This is a genomic window from Exiguobacterium sp. GL_137 (genome assembly GCF_057834585.1).
In genome coordinates this window covers 2316856-2336143 of record NZ_CM174406.1, presented here as the reverse complement: position 1 = coordinate 2336143, position 19288 = coordinate 2316856, and the positions used below count along the sequence as shown (strand labels likewise).

Here is a 19288-nt window from a genome sequence, read left to right as displayed (position 1 = left end):
AGGGAGCAAACATGCGACAAGAATTGACGGAACTCCAGTTTGCCATCGACTACTATAAATCACTTGAACGGCTTTCTGATGAAGAATGGGAATTACCGCTTGCTGTCGATAAATGGACCATTCAGGAATGTGTCAGTCATTTGTTTTTATGGGACCGGTACTATCTCGATCATGCCGTATCCAAGCTGCCGGATGAACGGTTGACGCTTGTTCAGACCGATTATGACGAGTTCAATCGCCTGGCGGTCGAATATGCCCATCATATCGATGCCCTCGCTTTAGTAAAAAAAGCCATCGGTGTACGCCGGGAACTGGTCACGCTCCTCGACCGGTTGACGGACGAACAGTATGAGCGGACATATGAGGGGACCTTTCAGCCAAAAGCGTTTGTCGACTCCTTCATTGCCCATGACCACCACCATCAGGATCAAATCGATGCAGCATTGGCACGCTTGAAACGAAACTGATGCATCTGCTAATCTGAAGACAGAGGTGATGAAAAAATGGTAACGATGTACGGTTATCCAAAATGCAGTACGTGTGTCAAAGCAAAAAAAGCACTGGAAACGAACGGTGTCGAAGTTGACTACAAGCATATCGTCAATGAGACACCGAGTGCCGAGACGATTCGGGAACTCCATCAAAAGAGCGGCGAACCGCTGAAAAAGTTTTTTAATACGAGCGGCCAGTCGTACCGGTCGCAAGGCATCAAGGACCGTTTGCCGGAACTTTCCGAACAGGAGCAATACGAATTGCTTGCAAGTGACGGGATGTTGCTGAAACGTCCGATCGTCACAGACGGGCAAGACGTGACAATCGGCTTTAAAGAAGAACTCTATCAAGGAAAATGGTATTAAGAAGGCTAGTTCATTTGGTATACTAAATGCGTTAGTCCACTATAGATCACAGGGGGAATCGCAAATGAGTCAAGTCAAAGACAATCTACGTTATTCGGAAGAGCATGAATGGGTCGAAGTAACAGGAAACAAGGCACGAATCGGGATTACGGATTTCGCGCAACACGAACTTGGCGATATCGTCTTCGTCGAATTACCAGAAGTCGGCGATACGATTTCTGCCAACGAGCCGTTTGGTTCAGTTGAATCGGTTAAAACGGTATCCGAATTGTACGCACCGATTTCAGGGAAAGTCGTTGCCATCAATGAGTCACTGTCTGATTCCCCGGAACTCGTCAACGAATCACCATTCGAAGGTGCCTGGATGGTTGATATCGAAATCGAAGATGATGCACAAGTAGAAGCGTTAATGGACGCAGCTGCTTACAAATCGATGATTAACGAGTAATACTTACGGAAAAGGCGGCAAGGAAACGATATCGTTTCCTCGTCGTCTTTTTTTCTGTATACTGGCACAAGATAAAACAAAACAGAGGGGGAGTGGAACGGATGAAAGAAGTCACACAAGTCCCGGAAAACGGTTTTTTGTATGTCTATGCACCGATGTGTGGGACATGCGCCATCGCCAGTCGGATGCTTGAGATCGTCGAAGCGACGAAAGAGGAAGAATGGATCGTGCAGGCAAACGGAAACTTCATTCCGGACTTTTTAGAGCAAGCGCAGGTCATGAGTGTGCCGGCATTGTTAAAAATTGAAGAGAATCAAGTCGTATCAAGGCTTTACGCTTTTCAATCGGTTCAAAATGTCTTCGCATTCTGTGCCGAGTAACAAGAGAAATCCGTCTGAGATTTCTCTTTACGCTAAATTGTCGGAATATTTACAATAATTCATTGACAATGCTAAATTATGAATGGTATATTCATATCAACTTCTAGAAATGCTTTTATAGGAAGTCTGGCAGAGATATGAGTTGGCTGTTGTTTTTCATTCCAGAACCGTTCAAAAAAATCCTGTGTTGTTTGCTTGTCTCCCCTTAAGTCGTCCCCCAAAGACGAAGCGGCGCAAGGAAACAATTCGGGATTCGAGCAGGAGATCTGTCATGGGAGTCCAGTTCAACTGATATATCGAAAAGGCGCCGCCCTCTGATACGACGAACGAAGAAGTTCGTGTCAGAGCTGGGTTTTCCTTCGTGGCATTTCTAACCACATTATTCGTGTTGCCGGTTCTCCGGCAGCGCCTTTTTTTTGTTTTCAAAAGAATTTAAAGCAGTCGTCTTGCCATTCGTAAATGTCCCTGCTACAATGCGATTAAGGTAAATTACTTTAATTCATATCCGATTAGTCGGAATTAAAAGAGAGATACGGAGGACGAACAGGCATGACAGTACGTTTTATGGATGTTTTTACAGAGTGGGCGTCAACATACGACGACACGGTAACGGGGCATGATCCGGAGTACAAAGAAGTCTTTCGTCGTTATGAAGAAATATTAGATACGGTCGCAACGAAAGCTCTCTCACCGGTTGTTGAGTTTGGTGCAGGAACCGGTAACCTGACGCAACGGTTGCTGGAGCGACATGATCATGTCCTCGCCGTCGAACCGAGTCCGGAGATGCGTGATATTCTCATCAACAAGATTCCGGAACTTCCGGTGCAGGACGGACATTTCCTGTCGTTTACGGCAGATGATGCGAAAAGCTTTGTTTCGACGTATGCGTTTCATCATCTGACGGATGAGGAAAAGGGAGAAGCTGTTGATTTGATGGCGAAGATTTTGCCGCACGACGGAAAAATCGTTTATGCCGATACGATGTTTGTTTCGGAAGAAGCCCGCTTACAAACGATTGCTGAAGCGAAAGCACAAGGATTTAACGGACTGGCGGAAGATTTGGAACGTGAGTTTTATCCACTGATTCCGGTGATGGAACAGATTTTTGCGTCACGCGGGTTTGATGTTTCATTTACACAATACAATCACTTCGTCTGGCTCGTAGAAGCCGAGAAAATGGGGGAATAAATCATGACACTTAAAAAAATGAACGTAGAAAGCTTTAACCTGGATCATACGAAAGTCAAAGCACCATATATTCGCGTTGCCGGATACAAAGACGGTAAAGTCGATCAAGTCGTTAAATACGACATCCGCTTCACGCAACCAAACGTTGAGCAAATGCCGATGCGTGCAATGCATACACTCGAACATTTACTTGCGGAAAACATCCGCAACTACTCGGACGATGTCATCGATGTCTCGCCAATGGGATGCCAGACTGGTTTCTACATGGCGATGATGAACTTCGATTCGGTCGAAAAAATGAGCGAGCTTGTTGAGAAAACATTAAAAGACGTCTTAGCAGCAGAAGAAATTCCAGCGCAAAATGAAGTCCAATGCGGATTCGCAAGCGCCCACGACCTTAAAGGAGCGAAGCACTATGCCGAGAAAATGCTTGCCGGTCGTGATGAATGGGACATCGTCTTCGGATGATCGCGAAATCAGTCCGCGACCTCGTCGGAAATACGCCGCTCTACGAGATTACTTCATTCGATTTGCCTGCTGGTACGCGGATTTTGGCGAAGCTCGAATGGATGAACCCTGGGGGCAGCGTCAAAGACCGCCTGGGCATTCAACTCGTTGATGCCGCGATCGAACAGGGATATGTGACACCAGGTGGAACGATCATCGAACCGACTGCCGGCAACACCGGCATCGGTTTAGCGCTCGCCGCCAAAAAGTATGATTTACAGGTCATCTGTGTCGTTCCGGAAAAGTTCAGCCAGGAGAAACAGACGTTGATGCGGGCACTCGGCGCGACTGTCGTCAACACACCGACTGAGCTCGATATGCAGGGCGCGATCGATAAAGCCAAAGAACTCGGACAAACGATTCCGAACAGCTATGTTCCGCTTCAATTCGAAAACGAAGAAAATCCGGTCACGTATCAGCGGACACTTGGTCCTGAGCTGATGGCGGAACTGGATCAGATTGATTGGTTCGTTGCCGGATGCGGGTCAGGCGGAACGTTTGCCGGAACAGCGGCCTATTTAAAAGAACGTCTCGGGACGAAAGGTGCAATCGTCGAACCGGAAGGCTCGGTCCTCAACGGGGGACCAGCCGGACCGCATAAGACGGAAGGTATCGGGACGGCCAAATGGCCAAGCCTCGTCTCGCGTGACTTAGTAGATGAAATTCATACGGTTTCGGATCATGATGCCTTCACGAAAGTCCATGAATTGGCGGCTCGTGAAGGATTGCTCGTCGGCAGTTCAGCCGGTGCAGCACTCGTAGCAGCACTTGATCTGGCACATCGTTTTCCCGGCAGTACCATCGTCACCGTCTTCGCCGACAGTGCCGAGCGGTATTTAAGCCAACAAATCTTTGAAAAGGTGGACGAGACACATGCGTAAAAAGACAGCATTGATTCATGGAGGAACAGGCGTCGATCGAGCAACTGGTGCCGTTACACCTCCGATTTATCAGACAAGTACGTACAAACAAGAGAAAATCGGTCAACTAAAAGAAGGCTACGAATATTCACGGACAGCAAACCCGACACGGACGAGCATCGAACGATTGATCGCCGATCTTGAAGGCGGCGCACGTGGTTTTGCCTTTGGATCAGGAATGGCAGCGATTCATGCCGTATTCAACCTGCTTGAGTCAGGCGACCATATTGTCATGACGGATGACGTCTACGGCGGAACGTTCCGTTTGATGCAACGTGTCTTACCAAAGTTCAACATCCAAGTGACATTCGTCGATACGACGGATCTTGCTGCAACGGAAGCTGCGGTTCAAGACAACACGAAGATGCTGTACGTCGAAACACCAACGAACCCGTTGTTGAAAGTGACGGATATCGCAGCTGTTTCTGAGATCGCAAAACGCAACAACCTGAAACTTGTCGTCGACAACACGTTTGCGACACCATACCTGCAGCAACCACTCGCACTCGGCGCAGACATCGTCTTGCACAGTGCGACAAAATACATCGGCGGTCATTCGGACGTCGTCGCCGGACTCGTCGTCGTCAACAGCGACGAGCTCGGAGAAGATCTTCATTTCATCCAAAACTCGACCGGCGGTATTCTTGGACCGCAGGACAGCTTCTTGCTCGTCCGTGGTTTACGGACGCTTGGTATCCGGATGGATGCAATCGAAGAAACGTCACACGATCTCGTTCAGTTCTTACAGGAACAGGATGTCGTCTCAAACATCTTTTATCCGGGACTGGCATCACATCCGGGTCACGCGACACAACAAAAACAAGCGACCGGTTTCGGCGGCATGATCAGCTTTGATGTCGGTTCAGCAGAAAATGCGGAGAAACTCGTCGAAGCGACACATTTCTTCACACTGGCTGAAAGTCTTGGTGCGGTCGAAAGTCTGATTTCTGTCCCGGCACGGATGACACATGCGTCGATTCCGGCAGAGCGCCGTGCAGAACTCGGGATCACGAACGGTCTCGTTCGGATTTCCGTAGGTCTTGAGGACGCGGAAGACTTGAAAGAAGATTTGGCACGTGCTTTCAGCCTGCTTCAACCGGTTTCAGAAAAAACTGTTTGACAAGCAAAATAACCCCTGCTAATATTCAGATTATATTAAAAATAACTAAATACCGATAACTCTTATCGAGAGTGGTGGAGGGACTGGCCCGATGAAACCCGGCAACCGCGGAATTTATTCCGAAGTGGTGCTAATTCCAGCAGACGAATGTCTGCAAGATGAGAGCAAATGGTTTTGTGTACTGAAAAAGTGCGCGCGTTTGCTCTAAAACGTGCGCACTTTTTTTATATTTAGGAGGGACCGTATTGATTCGCTTACAGGATGTAGGAAAGATTTATCGTTCGAAGCGCGGATCGGTTGAAGCCGTCGTCAATGTCGACTTGTCAATCGAGCGCGGTGAAATTTTTGGAATAATCGGTTATTCAGGGGCAGGGAAATCAACACTGATTCGTTTGCTGAACATGCTGGAGGCACCGACGAGCGGCTCGATTCAAATCGACGGTGTCGAAATGACGACGCTCAAACCAAAAGAATTACGTGGCGTCCGCAAAAACGTCTCAATGGTATTCCAGCACTTTAATCTGCTTTGGTCACGGACAGTCGAAGAAAACATCATGTTCCCGCTTGAGCTCGGCGGTTATCCGAAAGCCCGCCGTAAAGAACGGGTCGCCGAACTGATTCAACTCGTCGGACTCGACGGACGCGAAGGTGCTTACCCGTCGCAACTGTCAGGTGGACAAAAACAACGGGTCGGGATTGCCCGGGCACTGGCATCCAACCCGGATGTCTTACTCTGTGACGAAGCGACCAGTGCGCTGGATCCGAAAACGACGGACTCGATCCTCGAGTTGCTTGTCGACATCAACAAAAAATTAAAACTGACAATCGTCTTGATCACACATGAGATGCACGTCATTCAGAAAATCTGTCACCGGGTTGCCGTCATGGAAGCCGGGAAAATCGTCGAACAGGGACCGGTCGCAGAAGTGTTCCGTCACCCGAAACAGGCGATGACAAAAGAGTTCGTCAAACAATTGACGTCACCATCTGAAAACGAATTGACGTTTGCGAAATTACGCGAACGCTACCCGACCGGAAAAATCGTCCAGCTGACGTTCGTCGGTTCGACGGCGGAAAGTCCGATCCTGGCCGAAGTCATGAAAGACTCGAACTTATTATTCAATATCATCGGCGGAAACGTCGGACAGACGCAGGACGGGGCACTCGGAACGCTGTTCATTCAGCTGCTCGGGTCGGAACAGGAAGCACAAGCGGTCATCGCCAAACTTCAAGCGAGTGACGTTGAAGTGGAGGTGGATCACCGATGAGTACATTTTTTACAGATGTGGATTGGGATATGGTTTGGGAAGCAACCCGCAGTACCGTCTATATGACGGCTGTTGCAGGACTCGCGACGTTCGTCCTCGGACTGGCGATCGGTCTGTTGTTATATGCGACAAACGAAGATCTGTTGTTTAAGAACCGGGCACTGTATTCCGTGCTCAGCTTTTTAGTCAATATCTTCCGCTCAATCCCGTTTATTATCCTATTGATCCTGTTGATTCCGATTACGAAAATCATCGTCGGATCATTCTTAGGACCAACGGCTGCGCTACCTGCGTTAATTCTAGGTGCAGCACCGTTTTACGGCCGGATGGTCGAACTGGCTCTTCGTGAAGTCGATAAGGGTGTCATCGAGGCAGCCGAATCGATGGGCGCAACGAAGTTCCAAATCATCTATAAAGTCCTGATTCCGGAAGCTCTTCCGGCAATCGTATCCGGGATCACCGTCACACTCGTCGCACTCGTCGGTTACACGGCAATGGCCGGGTTAGCCGGTGGTGGTGGACTGGGCGATATGGCCTTCATCGAAGGATTCCAGCGCTCACAAAATAACATCACCGTCATCGCGACGTTGTTGATTCTCGTCATCGTCTTCATCATTCAAATTATTGGTGACCTGCTCGTCAAAGCCATCGATAAACGGTAAGACCTATTTTATTTAACTTGGGAGGAATCATTCATGAAACTTTGGAAAAAATTCGTCGGCACAGCAGCCGTATCGGTCTTAGCAATCAGCCTCGCGGCATGCGGAGAAGAATCTTCTTCGTCAGGCAGCGGTGAATCAAAAACACTCGTCATCGGGGCGTCAAACGTTCCCCACGCTGAAATTCTCGAGCACGTTCAAAAAGAATACGAAGCAAAAGGCTATAAACTCGAAATCAAGAAGTTCCAGGATTATGTTCTTCCGAACAAAGCATTGGCTGAAAAAGAAATCGATGCGAACTATTTCCAACACGTGCCGTACCTTGAGCAACAGGAAAAAGAAAACAAAGACTACAAATTTGCAAGTGCCGGCGGCGTTCACGTTGAACCACTCGGCGTTTATTCTAAAAAATACAAGTCGTTGGATGAATTGCCAAAAGGCGCAACAATCTTGACGAGCTCAAACGTCGCAGAACGAGGACGTGTCTTGACGTTCCTTCAAAACGAAGGACTGATCAAACTAAAAGACGGTAAAACAACCGATGCCCAGCTCAACGACATCGCAGAAAATCCGAAAAACATCAAGTTCAAAACAAACATCGAAGCATCACTCTTACCGCAAGCCTACAAAAACAACGAAGGCGATGCTGTCTTGATCAACACGAACTATGCGATCGATAACGGCTTAAACCCGTTGAAAGATACGATTGCACTTGAAGACGAGTCTTCACCGTACGTCAACATCATCGTCACACGTGACGGCGATGAAAAAGACAAACGTGTCACGACATTACTCGATATTCTCCACGAGAAAAAGAACCAAGATTGGATCACGAAAGAATACAAAGGGGCCGTCGTTCCGGTCAGTAAATAAGTTGCTTCATTCAATGCATTCTTCCTATATAATGGAAGGATGCATTGTTTTTTTGTGCGAAAGGGGGATTTCCATGCAACGTTTGAAACAGCTTCATCCATTGACGGTCGGGGTTTTGCTCGGGACATTTTTTGCCCGGCTCGGGACTTTCATCACGATGCCGTTTTTTGCGATTTACTTATCGGTCGTCCTGAAGTTCAGCCCGGTCGACGTCGGTTGGATTCTCAGTATTTCGGCCATCGCCAGTCTCGTCATGAGTTTCGTCGGTGGGACATTATCCGACCGCTATGGCCGGCGGACGATGATGCTCAGCGGAACGTTTGGTTTCGTGCTCGTCTTTATCGGACTGGCACAAGTCGAGACGTTTTGGGCGTTTTTCGTCTTAAGTGCTCTGAACGGAGTGTTCCGGTCCGTCTTCGAACCGTCGGCCCGGGCGTTGATCAGTGATACGACGGAGGAAGAGAACCGGTTGTTCGTCTTTAATATCCGTTATACGTGCATCAATATCGCAGCGGCGATTGGACCGGGGATTGCCTTGTTGCTCAGTGCGGGCAATACGTCGATTACCTTCTATATTACGGCGTTCGTTTACTTCGGCTACGGCGTCGCGATTTTCATCCTGTTCCGGCGGCATCCGATCACGGAAAGTCACGGCGGGAAAAAGGTGTCGTTCGGGGCAACGGTCCGTCTGCTGAAGACCGACGTCGCCTTTACGTTCGCGCTCGCCGGGATCATCTTCGGAGTCTTCGGATACAGTCAGTTCAACTCGACATTGCCGCAGTTTTTAACGACGACGACGCTATTGTCGGGCGGGACGAGTTTGTTTGCCTTGTTGATTACGATTAACGCGATCACGGTACTCGTCGTCCAGTACCCGATCATGAAGTTCGGTGTCAAGACGTCGCCGCTCGTATCGATCACGGTCGGCATTGCGACCGTCGCCGTCGGTTTATTCGTCATGGGAACAGCCGGTACGGTCTGGCTGATGATCGGCGCGATGTTCATCTTCACATGCGGGGAAGTGATGATGTTCACGATGACGGATATCTTGACCGACAGCTTTGCGAAGCCGGAATTACGGGGTAGTTATTTCGGGGCGATGGGCTTGACGTCAATCGGTCAATCAGTCGGACCAGTCGTCGGCGGTCAATTGTTACTTTATTTTGGACCGGAACGTCCGTTGCCGATTTTCGGTATTTTAGCCCTCTTGACAGTTCTCGGAATACCACTGCTCTTACTGTCACAGCGGGTTCATCGACAAACGAAACCGGAAGAAGAGAAGGAAGTCGTCTCACTTTAAAGTCATTCTCACTAAAAGGCTCGGTTTTGAGAAAAAACCATGAGCGATGACGCTTGAATAATGTGGTATGATTCATTAAGATTAGAATGATACTAAATTAGTAACTCTCGTGAACTGAATCGTCAGACACGAAATGAATAGATGGAGGGATTCTACATGAAGGCTTCACACTTAAAGATTGAAGATTTACACGTTGCAATCGACGGCAAAGAAATTTTGAAAGGCGTCAACTTAGAAATCAAAGGCGGCGAAATCCACGCGGTCATGGGACCAAACGGGACTGGTAAATCAACACTCGCATCTGCATTGATGGGTCACCCGACGTATGAAGTGACATCAGGATCAGTCACACTCGACGGCGAAGACGTCCTCGAAATGGAAGTCAACGAACGTGCGCAAGCAGGTATGTTCCTTGCAATGCAATACCCAAGCGAAATCAGTGGTGTGACGAACTCAGACTTCCTGCGTTCAGCAATCAACTCACGCCGCGAAGAAGGCGATGAAATCTCACTCATGAAATTCATACGTCAACTCGACGCGCAAATGGGTCTTCTCGAAATGCCGGGCGAAATGGCACACCGTTACCTCAACGAAGGTTTCTCGGGCGGAGAGAAGAAACGGAATGAAATTCTCCAAATGACGATGCTGAAACCAGCGATCGCCATCCTTGACGAAATCGATTCAGGTCTTGATATCGATGCGCTTAAAGTTGTCGCAAAAGGTGTGAACGAAATGCGTTCACCTGAATTCGGCTGCTTGATCATCACGCACTATCAACGTCTCTTGAACTATATCGAGCCTGATTTCATCCACATCATGATGGGCGGAAAAATCGTCATGTCTGGTGGTAAAGAACTTGCTCACCGTCTCGAAGCAGAAGGTTATGACTGGGTTAAAAAAGAACTCGGCATCGAAGAAGTCGAAATCGAAACAAAAGCGTAAGACGAGGGAGGAAGCATGATGACTGTAGAACTGAATCTTGCCGTAAATCGCGAGGCAGTGGCAGAACGTGCGACTCGCTTAGGGGAACCGGCTTGGATGATTACCAAGCGTCAAGATGCACTTGATCTTGCCCCGACGCTCGCATTGCCAAAAGTAGAAAAAATTAAAATCGGTGGCTGGAACTTCACAGAAGGTACAGCAGATCTCGAAACGGTAACTGGTTTGACACCGGATATCGAATCGTTGATCGGTGAAAACCGTGACCATATGCTGATTACGCGTAACGGACAACTCGTCCACGCGCAAAACAGCGAAGCGACGAACGGCGTCATCTTCACGACGCTTGAAGACGCAATGAAGCACCATCCGGAGCTCGTCGAGAAATACTTCATGACAGAAGGCGTCAACGTCAACGAAGATCGTCTCGCAGCACTCAACGCAGCACTCATGAACGGCGGTACATTCCTATACGTACCAAAAGGCTTGAAGTTGACTGTTCCAATGCAGGCGATTTATACGCTGGAACAAACAGGCGGTGCGTTGTACCACCATGCAATCATCATCGCAGATGCTGACAGTGAACTGACGTATATCGAAAGCTTCGTCTCGTACGGAGAAGAAGCACATAACGTCAACGTCGTCACGGAAGTCTTCGTCGAAGACAATGCGAAAGTTCTTTTCGGAGGCGTCGATACGCTTGCGAAAGGTGCTGTCACGTATATGAACCGTCGCGGTGTCGTCAAACAAGGCGCGAAGCTCGAATGGGCACTCGGTCACATGAATGACGGACACACGATCACGGAAACGAAAACACACCTCGTCGGTAACGATTCGTTCTCGGATACGAAAGCCGTAACGGTTGGTCGTGGCGATCAAAAACAAAACTTCAACGTCCGGACAGACCATTTTGGTAAAGGTTCGGAAGGTTTCATCTTGATTCACGGTGTTCAAAAAGATTCGGCAACATCGATCTTCAACGGAACATCCATGATTCATCATGGCGCTTCAAAATCAAACGGTGTGCAGACGGAACGTGTGCTCATGTTGTCTGAAAAGGCACGTGGTGACGCGAACCCGATCCTCTTGATTGATGAAGATGATGTCATGGCAGGACACGCGGCATCTGTCGGCCGTGTCGACGAACTCCAACTCTACTACTTGATGAGCCGCGGTCTTTCACGTAAAGAAGCAGAACGTCTTGTCGTTCATGGTTTCTTACAACCGGTCGTTTCAGAACTCGCGATTGACTCTGTCAAAGAACGTCTCGTTCAAGTGATCGAAGGGAAAGTAAACTAATATGGGAATCGATGCATCCATCCGCAATCAGTTTCCGATTCTTGACCAACAGGTTAATGACCGGAAACTCGTCTATTTAGATAGTGCGGCTTCGTCACAAAAGCCGCTCGTCGTCATCGAGGCGATTGAGAACTACTACAAGACGGTTCATTCGAATGTGCACCGTGGCGTCCATACGCTCGGAACACGAGCGACGGATGCGTACGAAGGTGCGCGTGAGAACGTACGTCGTTTCATCAAGGCGCAACACCATGAAGAGATTATCTTTACCCGCGGTACGACGACGGCGATCAATATCGTCGCCTCAAGTTACGGAATGGAGCATGTGGAAGAAGGGGACGAGATTGTCGTCACGTACCTCGAGCACCATGCGAATCTCATTCCGTGGCAACAAGTCGCGAAAAAGAAAAAAGCGAAACTGAAATATGTGGATTTGACGGCAGACGGTCGCGTGACGATCGAAGCGGTCAAAGAACAAATTTCTGATCGGACGAAAATTGTGGCAATGGCCCACGTTTCAAACGTCCTTGGAACAATCAACCCGATTAAAGAAGTCACGCAACTTGCCCATGCTGCCGGTGCCGTCATGGTCGTCGATGCTGCGCAAAGCGCGCCACATCAACAGATTGATGTCACCGATCTCGACTGTGATTTCCTGGCGTTTTCGGCACATAAGATGTGCGGACCAACCGGTATCGGTGTCTTGTACGGTAAAAAAGCATTGCTCAATGCGATGGAGCCGGTCGAATTCGGCGGTGAGATGATTGACTACGTCGGGCTGGAAGAGTCGACGTTCAAACCATCACCGTACCGGTTCGAAGCAGGAACACCGATCATCGCCGGGGCAGTCGGTTTATCGGCAGCGATTGATTTCTTGGAACAAGTCGGACTCAGTAACATCGAAGCCCACGAACGTGAGCTCGCCCAGTATGCGATGGCACAAATGCGTGACATCGAAGGGCTGACGATTTACGGTCCGGAAGAACGCGTCGGTCTCGTCACCTTTAATCTCGGTGATGTCCACGCACATGATGTCGCGACGGTCCTCGATATGCAAGGAATCGCCGTCCGTGCCGGTCACCATTGCGCGCAACCACTGATGCGCTGGCTTGGAGCCAGTTCTACGGCACGAGCCAGCTTCTACCTGTATAATACAAAGGAAGAAGTAGACGCATTAGTGACAGGACTTCGCCAAACGAAGGAGTATTTCAGTCATGGATTTTAACAATCTCGATCACTTGTACCGTCAAGTGATCATGGACCACTATAAAACGCCCCGCAATCGTGGTGCGATTGACGGTGGTGTGACAATCGATATGAACAATCCGACATGTGGCGACACAATCCGTCTGCAACTCGCCATCGAAGACGATATCGTCAAAGATGCGAAGTTCGACGGAGAAGGATGTTCCATCAGTATGGCGTCTGCGTCGATGATGACACAGGCCGTCAAAGGAAAAACAGTCGAAGAAGCATTACAACTCGCCAACGTCTTTTCCGAGATGGTTCAAGGAAAAGACTACGACGATGAGAAATTTGATCTGGGAGACGCGGAAGCACTGTCTGGTGTGACAAAATTCCCGGCGCGAATCAAGTGTGCGACACTTGCCTGGAAGGCGCTCGAACGCGGCGTCGAAGAAGGGAAGTAACTTCGGTCAGTAAGTAAGAGGAGGAAACGAACATGGCTAAGAACATGCCTGAAATTGGCGATTATAAATATGGTTTCCACGATCGCGATATCTCGATCTTCCGTTCTGGACGCGGCTTGACGACGGAAGTCGTCGAGACGATTTCTAAAATGAAGGAAGAACCGCAATGGATGCTTGATTTCCGTCTGAAATCACTTAAGATTTTCAACGAACAATCAATGCCAGCATGGGGCGGCGATTTATCAGATCTTCGTTTTGATGATATCACGTATTACGTCAAGCCATCAGAACGTGCTGAAAAATCTTGGGATGAAGTACCGGAAGAAATCAAACGCACGTTTGACAAACTCGGAATCCCGGAAGCGGAGCAAAAATACCTCGCAGGTGTTTCCGCGCAGTATGAATCAGAAGTCGTTTACCACAACATGAAGAGTGAACTGGAAGATCAAGGGATCGTCTTCAAAGATACAGATACAGCACTGAAAGAAAACGAAGATTTATTCCGTGAGTACTTCGGGAAATTGATTCCGCCGACAGATAACAAGTTCGCTGCCCTCAACACAGCGGTTTGGTCGGGTGGATCATTCATCTACGTACCAAAAGGTATCAAGATGGACACGCCGCTTCAAGCCTATTTCCGGATCAACTCGGAAAACATGGGTCAATTCGAGCGGACGTTGATCATCGTTGACGAAGAAGCATCGGTTCATTACGTCGAAGGATGTACAGCACCGGTCTACACGACGAACTCGCTTCACTCAGCAGTCGTTGAGATCTTCATCAACAAAAACGCGTACTGCCGTTACACGACGATCCAAAACTGGGCGAACAACGTCTACAACCTCGTTACGAAACGTGCGATTTGTGAAGCCGGCGCGACGATGGAATGGGTCGATGGCAACATCGGTTCGAAATTGACGATGAAATACCCTGCTGTCATCCTTAAAGGGGAAGGCTCACGCGGTATGACATTATCAATCGCCATCGCGGGTAAAGGACAACACCAGGACGCAGGTGCGAAAATGATTCACCTCGCACCAAACACGTCGTCTACAATCGTTTCGAAATCGATTTCGAAACATGGTGGTAAAGTAACGTACCGTGGGATTGTCCACTTTGGCCGTAAAGCAACCGGCGCACGTTCGAACATCGAATGTGACACGTTGATCATGGACAACCAGTCGACATCAGATACGATTCCGTACAACGAAATTCTCAACGATAACATTTCGCTTGAACACGAAGCGAAAGTATCGAAGGTCTCGGAAGAGCAATTGTTCTACCTGATGAGCCGCGGGATTTCACAAGAAGAAGCAACTGAAATGATCGTCATGGGCTTCATCGAGCCGTTCACAAAAGAATTGCCGATGGAATATGCGGTCGAAATGAACCGTCTCATCAAGTTCGAGATGGAAGGTTCAATCGGATAATTTGTTTCTCAATCTCTCATCTTCGGATGAGGGATTTTTTTGTACACAGGTAAAAGAGGGTAAAGGATTGAAAAAGGAGGGCGTCATCATGCGTAAACTCATCTATTCTTTTCAAGTCTCGCTCGACGGCTACATCGAGGATGCGTCGGGCAGCATCGCGTTTGCGTCACCGGACGCGGAACTGCATCAGTATTTCAATGACTATGAAAAAGCATTTGATACCCATGTCTATGGCCGTCTTCTGTATGAGATGATGCAATACTGGGAAACGGCCGATCAGGAAGATGAACCGATCATCGTCGAGTATGCGAGAACATGGCAGGCACTTGAAAAAGTCGTCTTCTCGCAAACGTTGACGGCCGTTGAGGGGAATGCCCGTCTTGCGAACCGGTCGCTCGCTGAGGAACTCGCGGCATTGAAGCAGGCGCCCGGCAAACAGATTGCAATCGGCGGAGCGACGCTCGCGGCAGAAGCCGTCCGTCTGGACTTGATCGACCGCTACCATATCGTCATCTATCCCGTCCTACTCGGAGGTGGCAAGCGGATGTTTCCGTTGTTTGAGCAACCGTTGTCCTTACGGCTCGTTGATCAGCAGACATTTGCTTCCGGCTGTATCGCCTTAACGTATGAACGGATCCGGAATGATTGATTCAAAAGGTGAGAAGGCTGATGAAATAGGCAGTCCATCCCCCTGATTTTTGCAGGAGTGGGAAGGATCTGCTTGTTTTTTATATGGAAAACCTGTGTCTTTTCCAAGACGAGCTTTGAAGAAGAAATTCCCGATTCCGCTATGCTATGATAAAAAATATGCAACGCACACAGATGAGGAGGGAGCAGGATGATTTATGTCGGCGTGACCGGTTGGGGCGATCACGACAGCCTCTATCCGACACCACAGGACCGGAAGGAAAAGCTTGCCGCCTATGCGGGCCACTTTCCAGCAGTCGAGGTCGATTCGACGTATTATGCGATTCAACCGGAACGGAATTATCAAAAATGGGTCGCGGAAACACCCGACGACTTTCGATTCATCGTCAAGGTCCACCGGGCGATGAGCGGTCATGACCGGGAGAACAAAGACCCGCTCGGTCCAATCTTTGAACAGTATCTCGCTTCGATTGAACCGATGCGGCAGAGTGGAAAGATTGCGGCGATTCTCGTCCAGCTTCCACCCTGGTTCGACGTCAGTAAAGTGCATCTTGAATATCTTCAGACAATCCGGAAATCGCTTGCCGGACTGCCTGTCGCGATTGAGTTTCGTAATCCGTCCTGGTATTCGGAGGCTTATCAGGAACGGACACTCCGGTTCTTAGCCGAGCATCAGTTCATCCATACGATTTGTGATGAGCCGCAGACGGAAGACGGATCGGTGCCGTTCGTCCCGGTCGTCACACAGGAGACGGCATTTGTCCGGCTGCACGGCCGGAATGTCGCCGGATGGCTGAAGAAGCCCGGACAAAGCAGCGAGGACTGGCGGAAGGTCCGGTGTCTATACCGCTATTCAGAAGAAGAATTACAAGAGTTGGCCCTACATATCCGTTCACTTGCCGAACAGGCAAAAGACGTGTATGTTTTCTTTAATAACAACTCAGCAGGAGATGCCGTACCCAATGCGAAACGTCTCATCGAGATTTTAGGTCTCGATTATGAATCGCTCGCGCCCCGGCAAATTTCACTGTTTTAATACCTGGAGGAGGCTTATGCGTGAAGTTACACGTCATTCATTATAACGATCTGCATTCACACTTTGATATGTGGCCTCGCTATATGTCGTTTATGAAAGAACACCGGACATATGACTCCCTCGTCTTTGACTTGGGGGACCATGCCGACCGGGTTGCCCCGGCAACGGAAGCGACGCAAGGAAAAATTAACACCCATCTCTTAAACGAATTATCGCCGACGGCTGTCACGATTGGAAACAATGAAGGCATCACATTTCCGCATGACTGGCTGGCGGAACTATACAGCGATGCGACGTTCCCGGTGCTTGTCTCGAACTTGTCGGCCCCATTCGCCAAAGCCGGGATGATTCAGGAATTACCGACTGGGAAAGTCGGTATTTTTGGACTGACGGCGCCGTATTATGAATTGTACGAGTTACTTGGTTGGTCGATTGAGAATCCGTTTGAAGCAGCTGCCCGCGAAATCGAAGCCTTGCGGGATCAGGTCGATGTACTGATCTGTCTCAGTCATCTCGGTTTTTATCAGGACGAAGAGCTGGCGGAACGGTTCCCGGAGCTTGATTTGATCATCGGAGCGCATACGCATCACGTCCTCGATGACGGGGTCGTCAAAAACGGTGTGTTGATTGCCCAGGCTGGAAAGTATGGTCAGTACGCAGGGGAAATCTACTTAAACACGGATACAGGCGAAAAAGAGGCGGTCCTGCATGCGCTTGAAGCGTATCCGGCAGACGAGGCGACAACGGTCTTACTCGATAAAGAACAGTATTTAGCAGAACGTCAGATGAAACAACCGATTGGCCGGACATCAGGTCTAGCGAATGACTGGTTTAATCCATCACCGTTTACACAGCTGCTTGCCGATACGATGCGGGACTGGTGTCAGGCGGATCTTGCCTGTGTGCCGGCCGGTATGCTTCTTGGTTCATTGTCCCCGGGACCGGTCTCGTCTTACGATTTACACCGGCTTTGTCCGCATCCGATCAATCCGTGTAAAGTGACGATGACGGGGGTTGAATTAAAACAATTCATCACCGAAGTCGATACGAACCGCTTTGAACAATTAAAAGTCCGCGGACTTGGTTTCCGCGGGAAGCTGATGGGCAAGATGCATTATGCCGGAAACCGTCAACATCTGGATGACGAAAAACATTACACCGTGGTCCTTCCGGATATGTTTACATTTGGTCCTTTATTTCCGGAAATCAAAGAAATGCCGAAAGAATATTTCATGCCGGAATTGTTACGGGATCTGCTCTTTGATCGCCTATCGGAGCAGTCAGAATTTGGTGAATTACCCATCCGCAAACACTGAATATTTGTTATACTGTAACAGAAATCAGGTCAGTTTTTTACGGATAAAGGGGGAAACCGATTCATGGGACGCAGAGAGATACAACGTAAACCAGAATGGCTGAAAATCAAGCTGAACACGAATGAGACTTACACAGAACTCAAAAGTATGATGCGTGAAAAAAAGCTTCACACGGTATGTGAGGAAGCAAAATGTCCGAACATTCACGAGTGTTGGGCTGTGCGCCGGACGGCGACATTCATGATTCTTGGAAGCATCTGTACACGTGCATGCCGTTTTTGTGCCGTGACGACAGGACGTCCAAATGAACTTGACTTAGAAGAACCGAAACGCGTTGCGGAATCCGTTCGTCTGATGAATCTGAAGCATGCCGTCATCACAGCAGTTGCGCGTGATGACTTAAATGATTTCGGGGCAGGGGTATATGCAGAGACGGTACGGGAAGTCCGTCGCATGAACCCGGAAACATCAATTGAAGTCTTACCGTCCGACATGGGTGGGAACTTCGAAGCGTTGCAGACGCTGATCGAAGCCAAGCCGGACATCATGAACCATAACATTGAGACAGTTCGTCGTCTGACACCGACCGTCCGGGCGAAAGCAACATACGATCGGACACTTGAATTCCTGCGCCGTTCAAAAGAACTGGCTCCTGAAATTCCGACGAAATCGAGTCTGATGTTAGGTCTTGGTGAGACATGGGAAGAAATCTTACAGACGATGGATGACTTACGGGCGAATGATGTCGACATCATGACGATTGGTCAATATCTCCAACCGACGAAAAAGCACTTGGATGTCATCAAGTACTACACGCCGCAAGAGTTTGCCGAACTCAAGCAGATTGCGCTCGGAAAAGGGTTCTCGCATTGTGAAGCCGGTCCGCTTGTCCGTTCGTCTTATCACGCCGACGAACAGGTCAATGCTGCGAAAAAAAATAAGGCTGCTCTACCGATTGATTGATACTGACAGACCGTCCGCGCCATCTGCGAGGACGGTTTTCTGCTGTCTGACGATTCGTTTTCAATCATGATTATGGTAAGATAAAAGAAGCAGGGGGTGGAAAAATGATACAAGTCAATCGTGAAAGATATGAAATCGTCGAAGAAAAACGGGAAGGATTCCACGAAGAAGCCTTCATCGGCCGCTTTAGCGATGTGCTCGAAAAATATGACTACATCGTCGGAGACTGGGGACACGGACAATTGCGGCTCCGTGGTTTCTATGAAGATAACCATGAAAAAGCAACGTTCGATACAAAAATCTCCCATGTGGCGGATTATTTGTACGAATACTGCAATTTCGGCTGTGCCTATTTTATCGTCAAACGGATGGAATTCGTAGAAGGAGAAGAAGCACCACCTCGCTTCGACGGATCTTCAGCGAATACGTTAAAACTGAAACGGAAGTTTTCGGCGGCGAAAGAAGAGACGGAAGAAGAGCAGTAATCA

At 48.9% G+C, this 19288-nt stretch carries 22 protein-coding genes and 1 riboswitch; all 22 genes read left to right on the top strand.

Going from position 1 to position 19288, the window contains the following annotated elements; all coding sequences use genetic code 11:
* Window positions 1–11: 11 nt before the first annotated feature.
* The 22 genes from AC3IRK_RS12260 (at window position 12) to AC3IRK_RS12155 (ending at window position 19285) form a co-directional block, all read left to right on the top strand.
* The gene (locus tag AC3IRK_RS12260) at window positions 12–467 is read left to right on the top strand and encodes a DinB family protein (RefSeq protein ID WP_489170012.1); all 456 of its coding nucleotides are present in this window, start codon (window positions 12–14) and stop codon (window positions 465–467) included.
* A 36-nt stretch (window positions 468–503) separates the two neighbouring features.
* Window positions 504–857, top strand: a complete 354-nt coding sequence (locus AC3IRK_RS12255) for an arsenate reductase family protein (RefSeq protein ID WP_188004639.1) — start codon at window positions 504–506, stop codon at window positions 855–857.
* 64 nt (window positions 858–921) lie between these two features.
* Window positions 922–1305: a glycine cleavage system protein GcvH gene (gene gcvH, locus AC3IRK_RS12250; RefSeq protein WP_114595154.1), complete on the top strand. Its 384-nt coding sequence runs from the start codon at window positions 922–924 to the stop codon at window positions 1303–1305.
* Window positions 1306–1406: 101 nt separating this feature from the next.
* The gene (locus AC3IRK_RS12245; RefSeq protein WP_131972339.1) at window positions 1407–1685 is read left to right on the top strand and encodes a thioredoxin family protein; all 279 of its coding nucleotides are present in this window, start codon (window positions 1407–1409) and stop codon (window positions 1683–1685) included.
* A gap of 549 nt (window positions 1686–2234) precedes the next feature.
* Window positions 2235–2873, top strand: a complete 639-nt coding sequence (locus tag AC3IRK_RS12240) for a class I SAM-dependent methyltransferase (protein ID WP_131972340.1) — start codon at window positions 2235–2237, stop codon at window positions 2871–2873.
* A 3-nt stretch (window positions 2874–2876) separates the two neighbouring features.
* Window positions 2877–3341, top strand: a complete 465-nt coding sequence (locus AC3IRK_RS12235; protein ID WP_114595157.1) for an S-ribosylhomocysteine lyase — start codon at window positions 2877–2879, stop codon at window positions 3339–3341.
* Window positions 3338–4261: a PLP-dependent cysteine synthase family protein gene (locus AC3IRK_RS12230; protein WP_489170011.1), complete on the top strand. Its 924-nt coding sequence runs from the start codon at window positions 3338–3340 to the stop codon at window positions 4259–4261. Before AC3IRK_RS12235 ends, AC3IRK_RS12230 begins: the two co-directional genes overlap by 4 nt.
* Window positions 4254–5420, top strand: a complete 1167-nt coding sequence (locus AC3IRK_RS12225) for a bifunctional cystathionine gamma-lyase/homocysteine desulfhydrase (RefSeq protein ID WP_489170010.1) — start codon at window positions 4254–4256, stop codon at window positions 5418–5420. Before AC3IRK_RS12230 ends, AC3IRK_RS12225 begins: the two co-directional genes overlap by 8 nt.
* Before the next feature lie 59 nt (window positions 5421–5479).
* A riboswitch (SAM riboswitch) is annotated at window positions 5480–5585 on the top strand.
* An 80-nt stretch (window positions 5586–5665) separates the two neighbouring features.
* A complete protein-coding gene (locus AC3IRK_RS12220; RefSeq protein WP_131972343.1) occupies window positions 5666–6688 on the top strand; it encodes a methionine ABC transporter ATP-binding protein in 1023 nt (340 codons plus the stop codon).
* Window positions 6685–7350: a methionine ABC transporter permease gene (locus tag AC3IRK_RS12215; protein WP_214853001.1), complete on the top strand. Its 666-nt coding sequence runs from the start codon at window positions 6685–6687 to the stop codon at window positions 7348–7350. The genes AC3IRK_RS12220 and AC3IRK_RS12215 overlap by 4 nt, the downstream gene beginning before the upstream one ends.
* 33 nt (window positions 7351–7383) lie before the next feature.
* The gene (locus tag AC3IRK_RS12210; RefSeq protein WP_489170009.1) at window positions 7384–8220 is read left to right on the top strand and encodes a MetQ/NlpA family ABC transporter substrate-binding protein; all 837 of its coding nucleotides are present in this window, start codon (window positions 7384–7386) and stop codon (window positions 8218–8220) included.
* A 73-nt stretch (window positions 8221–8293) separates the two neighbouring features.
* Complete coding sequence (locus tag AC3IRK_RS12205) at window positions 8294–9520, top strand: MDR family MFS transporter (RefSeq protein ID WP_489170008.1); 1227 nt, start codon at window positions 8294–8296, stop codon at window positions 9518–9520.
* A gap of 156 nt (window positions 9521–9676) precedes the next feature.
* Window positions 9677–10462 carry a Fe-S cluster assembly ATPase SufC gene (gene sufC, locus AC3IRK_RS12200; RefSeq protein WP_012371204.1) on the top strand — a complete coding sequence of 262 codons (786 nt, stop codon included), beginning with the start codon at window positions 9677–9679 and terminating at the stop codon, window positions 10460–10462.
* 18 nt (window positions 10463–10480) lie between these two features.
* On the top strand, window positions 10481–11758 hold the full coding sequence (sufD, locus tag AC3IRK_RS12195; protein WP_426353956.1) for a Fe-S cluster assembly protein SufD: 1278 nt from the start codon (window positions 10481–10483) through the stop codon (window positions 11756–11758).
* Window position 11759: 1 nt separating this feature from the next.
* Entirely contained in the window at window positions 11760–12983 is a 1224-nt protein-coding gene (locus AC3IRK_RS12190) for a cysteine desulfurase (RefSeq protein WP_012371202.1), read from the top strand.
* Window positions 12973–13407 (top strand): Fe-S cluster assembly sulfur transfer protein SufU, encoded by a 435-nt coding sequence (sufU, locus tag AC3IRK_RS12185; RefSeq protein WP_012371201.1) that lies wholly within the window; start codon window positions 12973–12975, stop codon window positions 13405–13407. The genes AC3IRK_RS12190 and sufU overlap by 11 nt, the downstream gene beginning before the upstream one ends.
* 32 nt (window positions 13408–13439) lie before the next feature.
* Window positions 13440–14837, top strand: a complete 1398-nt coding sequence (sufB, locus tag AC3IRK_RS12180) for a Fe-S cluster assembly protein SufB (protein WP_026827635.1) — start codon at window positions 13440–13442, stop codon at window positions 14835–14837.
* Between the two features lie 88 nt (window positions 14838–14925).
* Complete coding sequence (locus AC3IRK_RS12175) at window positions 14926–15486, top strand: dihydrofolate reductase family protein (protein WP_426353955.1); 561 nt, start codon at window positions 14926–14928, stop codon at window positions 15484–15486.
* 189 nt (window positions 15487–15675) lie between these two features.
* Window positions 15676–16521 (top strand): DUF72 domain-containing protein, encoded by an 846-nt coding sequence (locus tag AC3IRK_RS12170; protein ID WP_131502154.1) that lies wholly within the window; start codon window positions 15676–15678, stop codon window positions 16519–16521.
* A gap of 20 nt (window positions 16522–16541) precedes the next feature.
* Window positions 16542–17837, top strand: coding sequence for a bifunctional metallophosphatase/5'-nucleotidase (locus AC3IRK_RS12165; RefSeq protein ID WP_489170007.1), 1296 nt, complete (start codon window positions 16542–16544; stop codon window positions 17835–17837).
* A gap of 63 nt (window positions 17838–17900) precedes the next feature.
* The gene (gene lipA / locus AC3IRK_RS12160; RefSeq protein WP_131502152.1) at window positions 17901–18800 is read left to right on the top strand and encodes a lipoyl synthase; all 900 of its coding nucleotides are present in this window, start codon (window positions 17901–17903) and stop codon (window positions 18798–18800) included.
* A 104-nt stretch (window positions 18801–18904) separates the two neighbouring features.
* On the top strand, window positions 18905–19285 hold the full coding sequence (locus AC3IRK_RS12155) for a YutD family protein (RefSeq protein ID WP_131502151.1): 381 nt from the start codon (window positions 18905–18907) through the stop codon (window positions 19283–19285).
* The last annotated feature ends 3 nt before the right edge of the window (window positions 19286–19288 follow it).

Bases quoted from the DNA above. Each gene is read 5' to 3' on its own strand.
- AC3IRK_RS12260 (WP_489170012.1), top strand. From the start codon at position 12: ATGCGACAAGAATTGACGGAACTCCAGTTTGCCATCGACTACTATAAA.
- gcvH (WP_114595154.1), top strand. From the start codon at position 922: ATGAGTCAAGTCAAAGACAATCTACGTTATTCGGAAGAGCATGAATGG.
- AC3IRK_RS12255 (WP_188004639.1), top strand. From the start codon at position 504: ATGGTAACGATGTACGGTTATCCAAAATGCAGTACGTGTGTCAAAGCA.
- AC3IRK_RS12170 (WP_131502154.1), top strand. From the start codon at position 15,676: ATGATTTATGTCGGCGTGACCGGTTGGGGCGATCACGACAGCCTCTAT.
- AC3IRK_RS12230 (WP_489170011.1), top strand. From the start codon at position 3,338: ATGATCGCGAAATCAGTCCGCGACCTCGTCGGAAATACGCCGCTCTAC.
- AC3IRK_RS12175 (WP_426353955.1), top strand. From the start codon at position 14,926: ATGCGTAAACTCATCTATTCTTTTCAAGTCTCGCTCGACGGCTACATC.
- AC3IRK_RS12235 (WP_114595157.1), top strand. From the start codon at position 2,877: ATGACACTTAAAAAAATGAACGTAGAAAGCTTTAACCTGGATCATACG.
- sufB (WP_026827635.1), top strand. From the start codon at position 13,440: ATGGCTAAGAACATGCCTGAAATTGGCGATTATAAATATGGTTTCCAC.
- AC3IRK_RS12155 (WP_131502151.1), top strand. From the start codon at position 18,905: ATGATACAAGTCAATCGTGAAAGATATGAAATCGTCGAAGAAAAACGG.
- AC3IRK_RS12190 (WP_012371202.1), top strand. From the start codon at position 11,760: ATGGGAATCGATGCATCCATCCGCAATCAGTTTCCGATTCTTGACCAA.
- sufC (WP_012371204.1), top strand. From the start codon at position 9,677: ATGAAGGCTTCACACTTAAAGATTGAAGATTTACACGTTGCAATCGAC.
- AC3IRK_RS12245 (WP_131972339.1), top strand. From the start codon at position 1,407: ATGAAAGAAGTCACACAAGTCCCGGAAAACGGTTTTTTGTATGTCTAT.
- sufU (WP_012371201.1), top strand. From the start codon at position 12,973: ATGGATTTTAACAATCTCGATCACTTGTACCGTCAAGTGATCATGGAC.
- AC3IRK_RS12225 (WP_489170010.1), top strand. From the start codon at position 4,254: ATGCGTAAAAAGACAGCATTGATTCATGGAGGAACAGGCGTCGATCGA.
- sufD (WP_426353956.1), top strand. From the start codon at position 10,481: ATGACTGTAGAACTGAATCTTGCCGTAAATCGCGAGGCAGTGGCAGAA.
- AC3IRK_RS12215 (WP_214853001.1), top strand. From the start codon at position 6,685: ATGAGTACATTTTTTACAGATGTGGATTGGGATATGGTTTGGGAAGCA.
- lipA (WP_131502152.1), top strand. From the start codon at position 17,901: ATGGGACGCAGAGAGATACAACGTAAACCAGAATGGCTGAAAATCAAG.
- AC3IRK_RS12210 (WP_489170009.1), top strand. From the start codon at position 7,384: ATGAAACTTTGGAAAAAATTCGTCGGCACAGCAGCCGTATCGGTCTTA.
- AC3IRK_RS12240 (WP_131972340.1), top strand. From the start codon at position 2,235: ATGACAGTACGTTTTATGGATGTTTTTACAGAGTGGGCGTCAACATAC.
- AC3IRK_RS12205 (WP_489170008.1), top strand. From the start codon at position 8,294: ATGCAACGTTTGAAACAGCTTCATCCATTGACGGTCGGGGTTTTGCTC.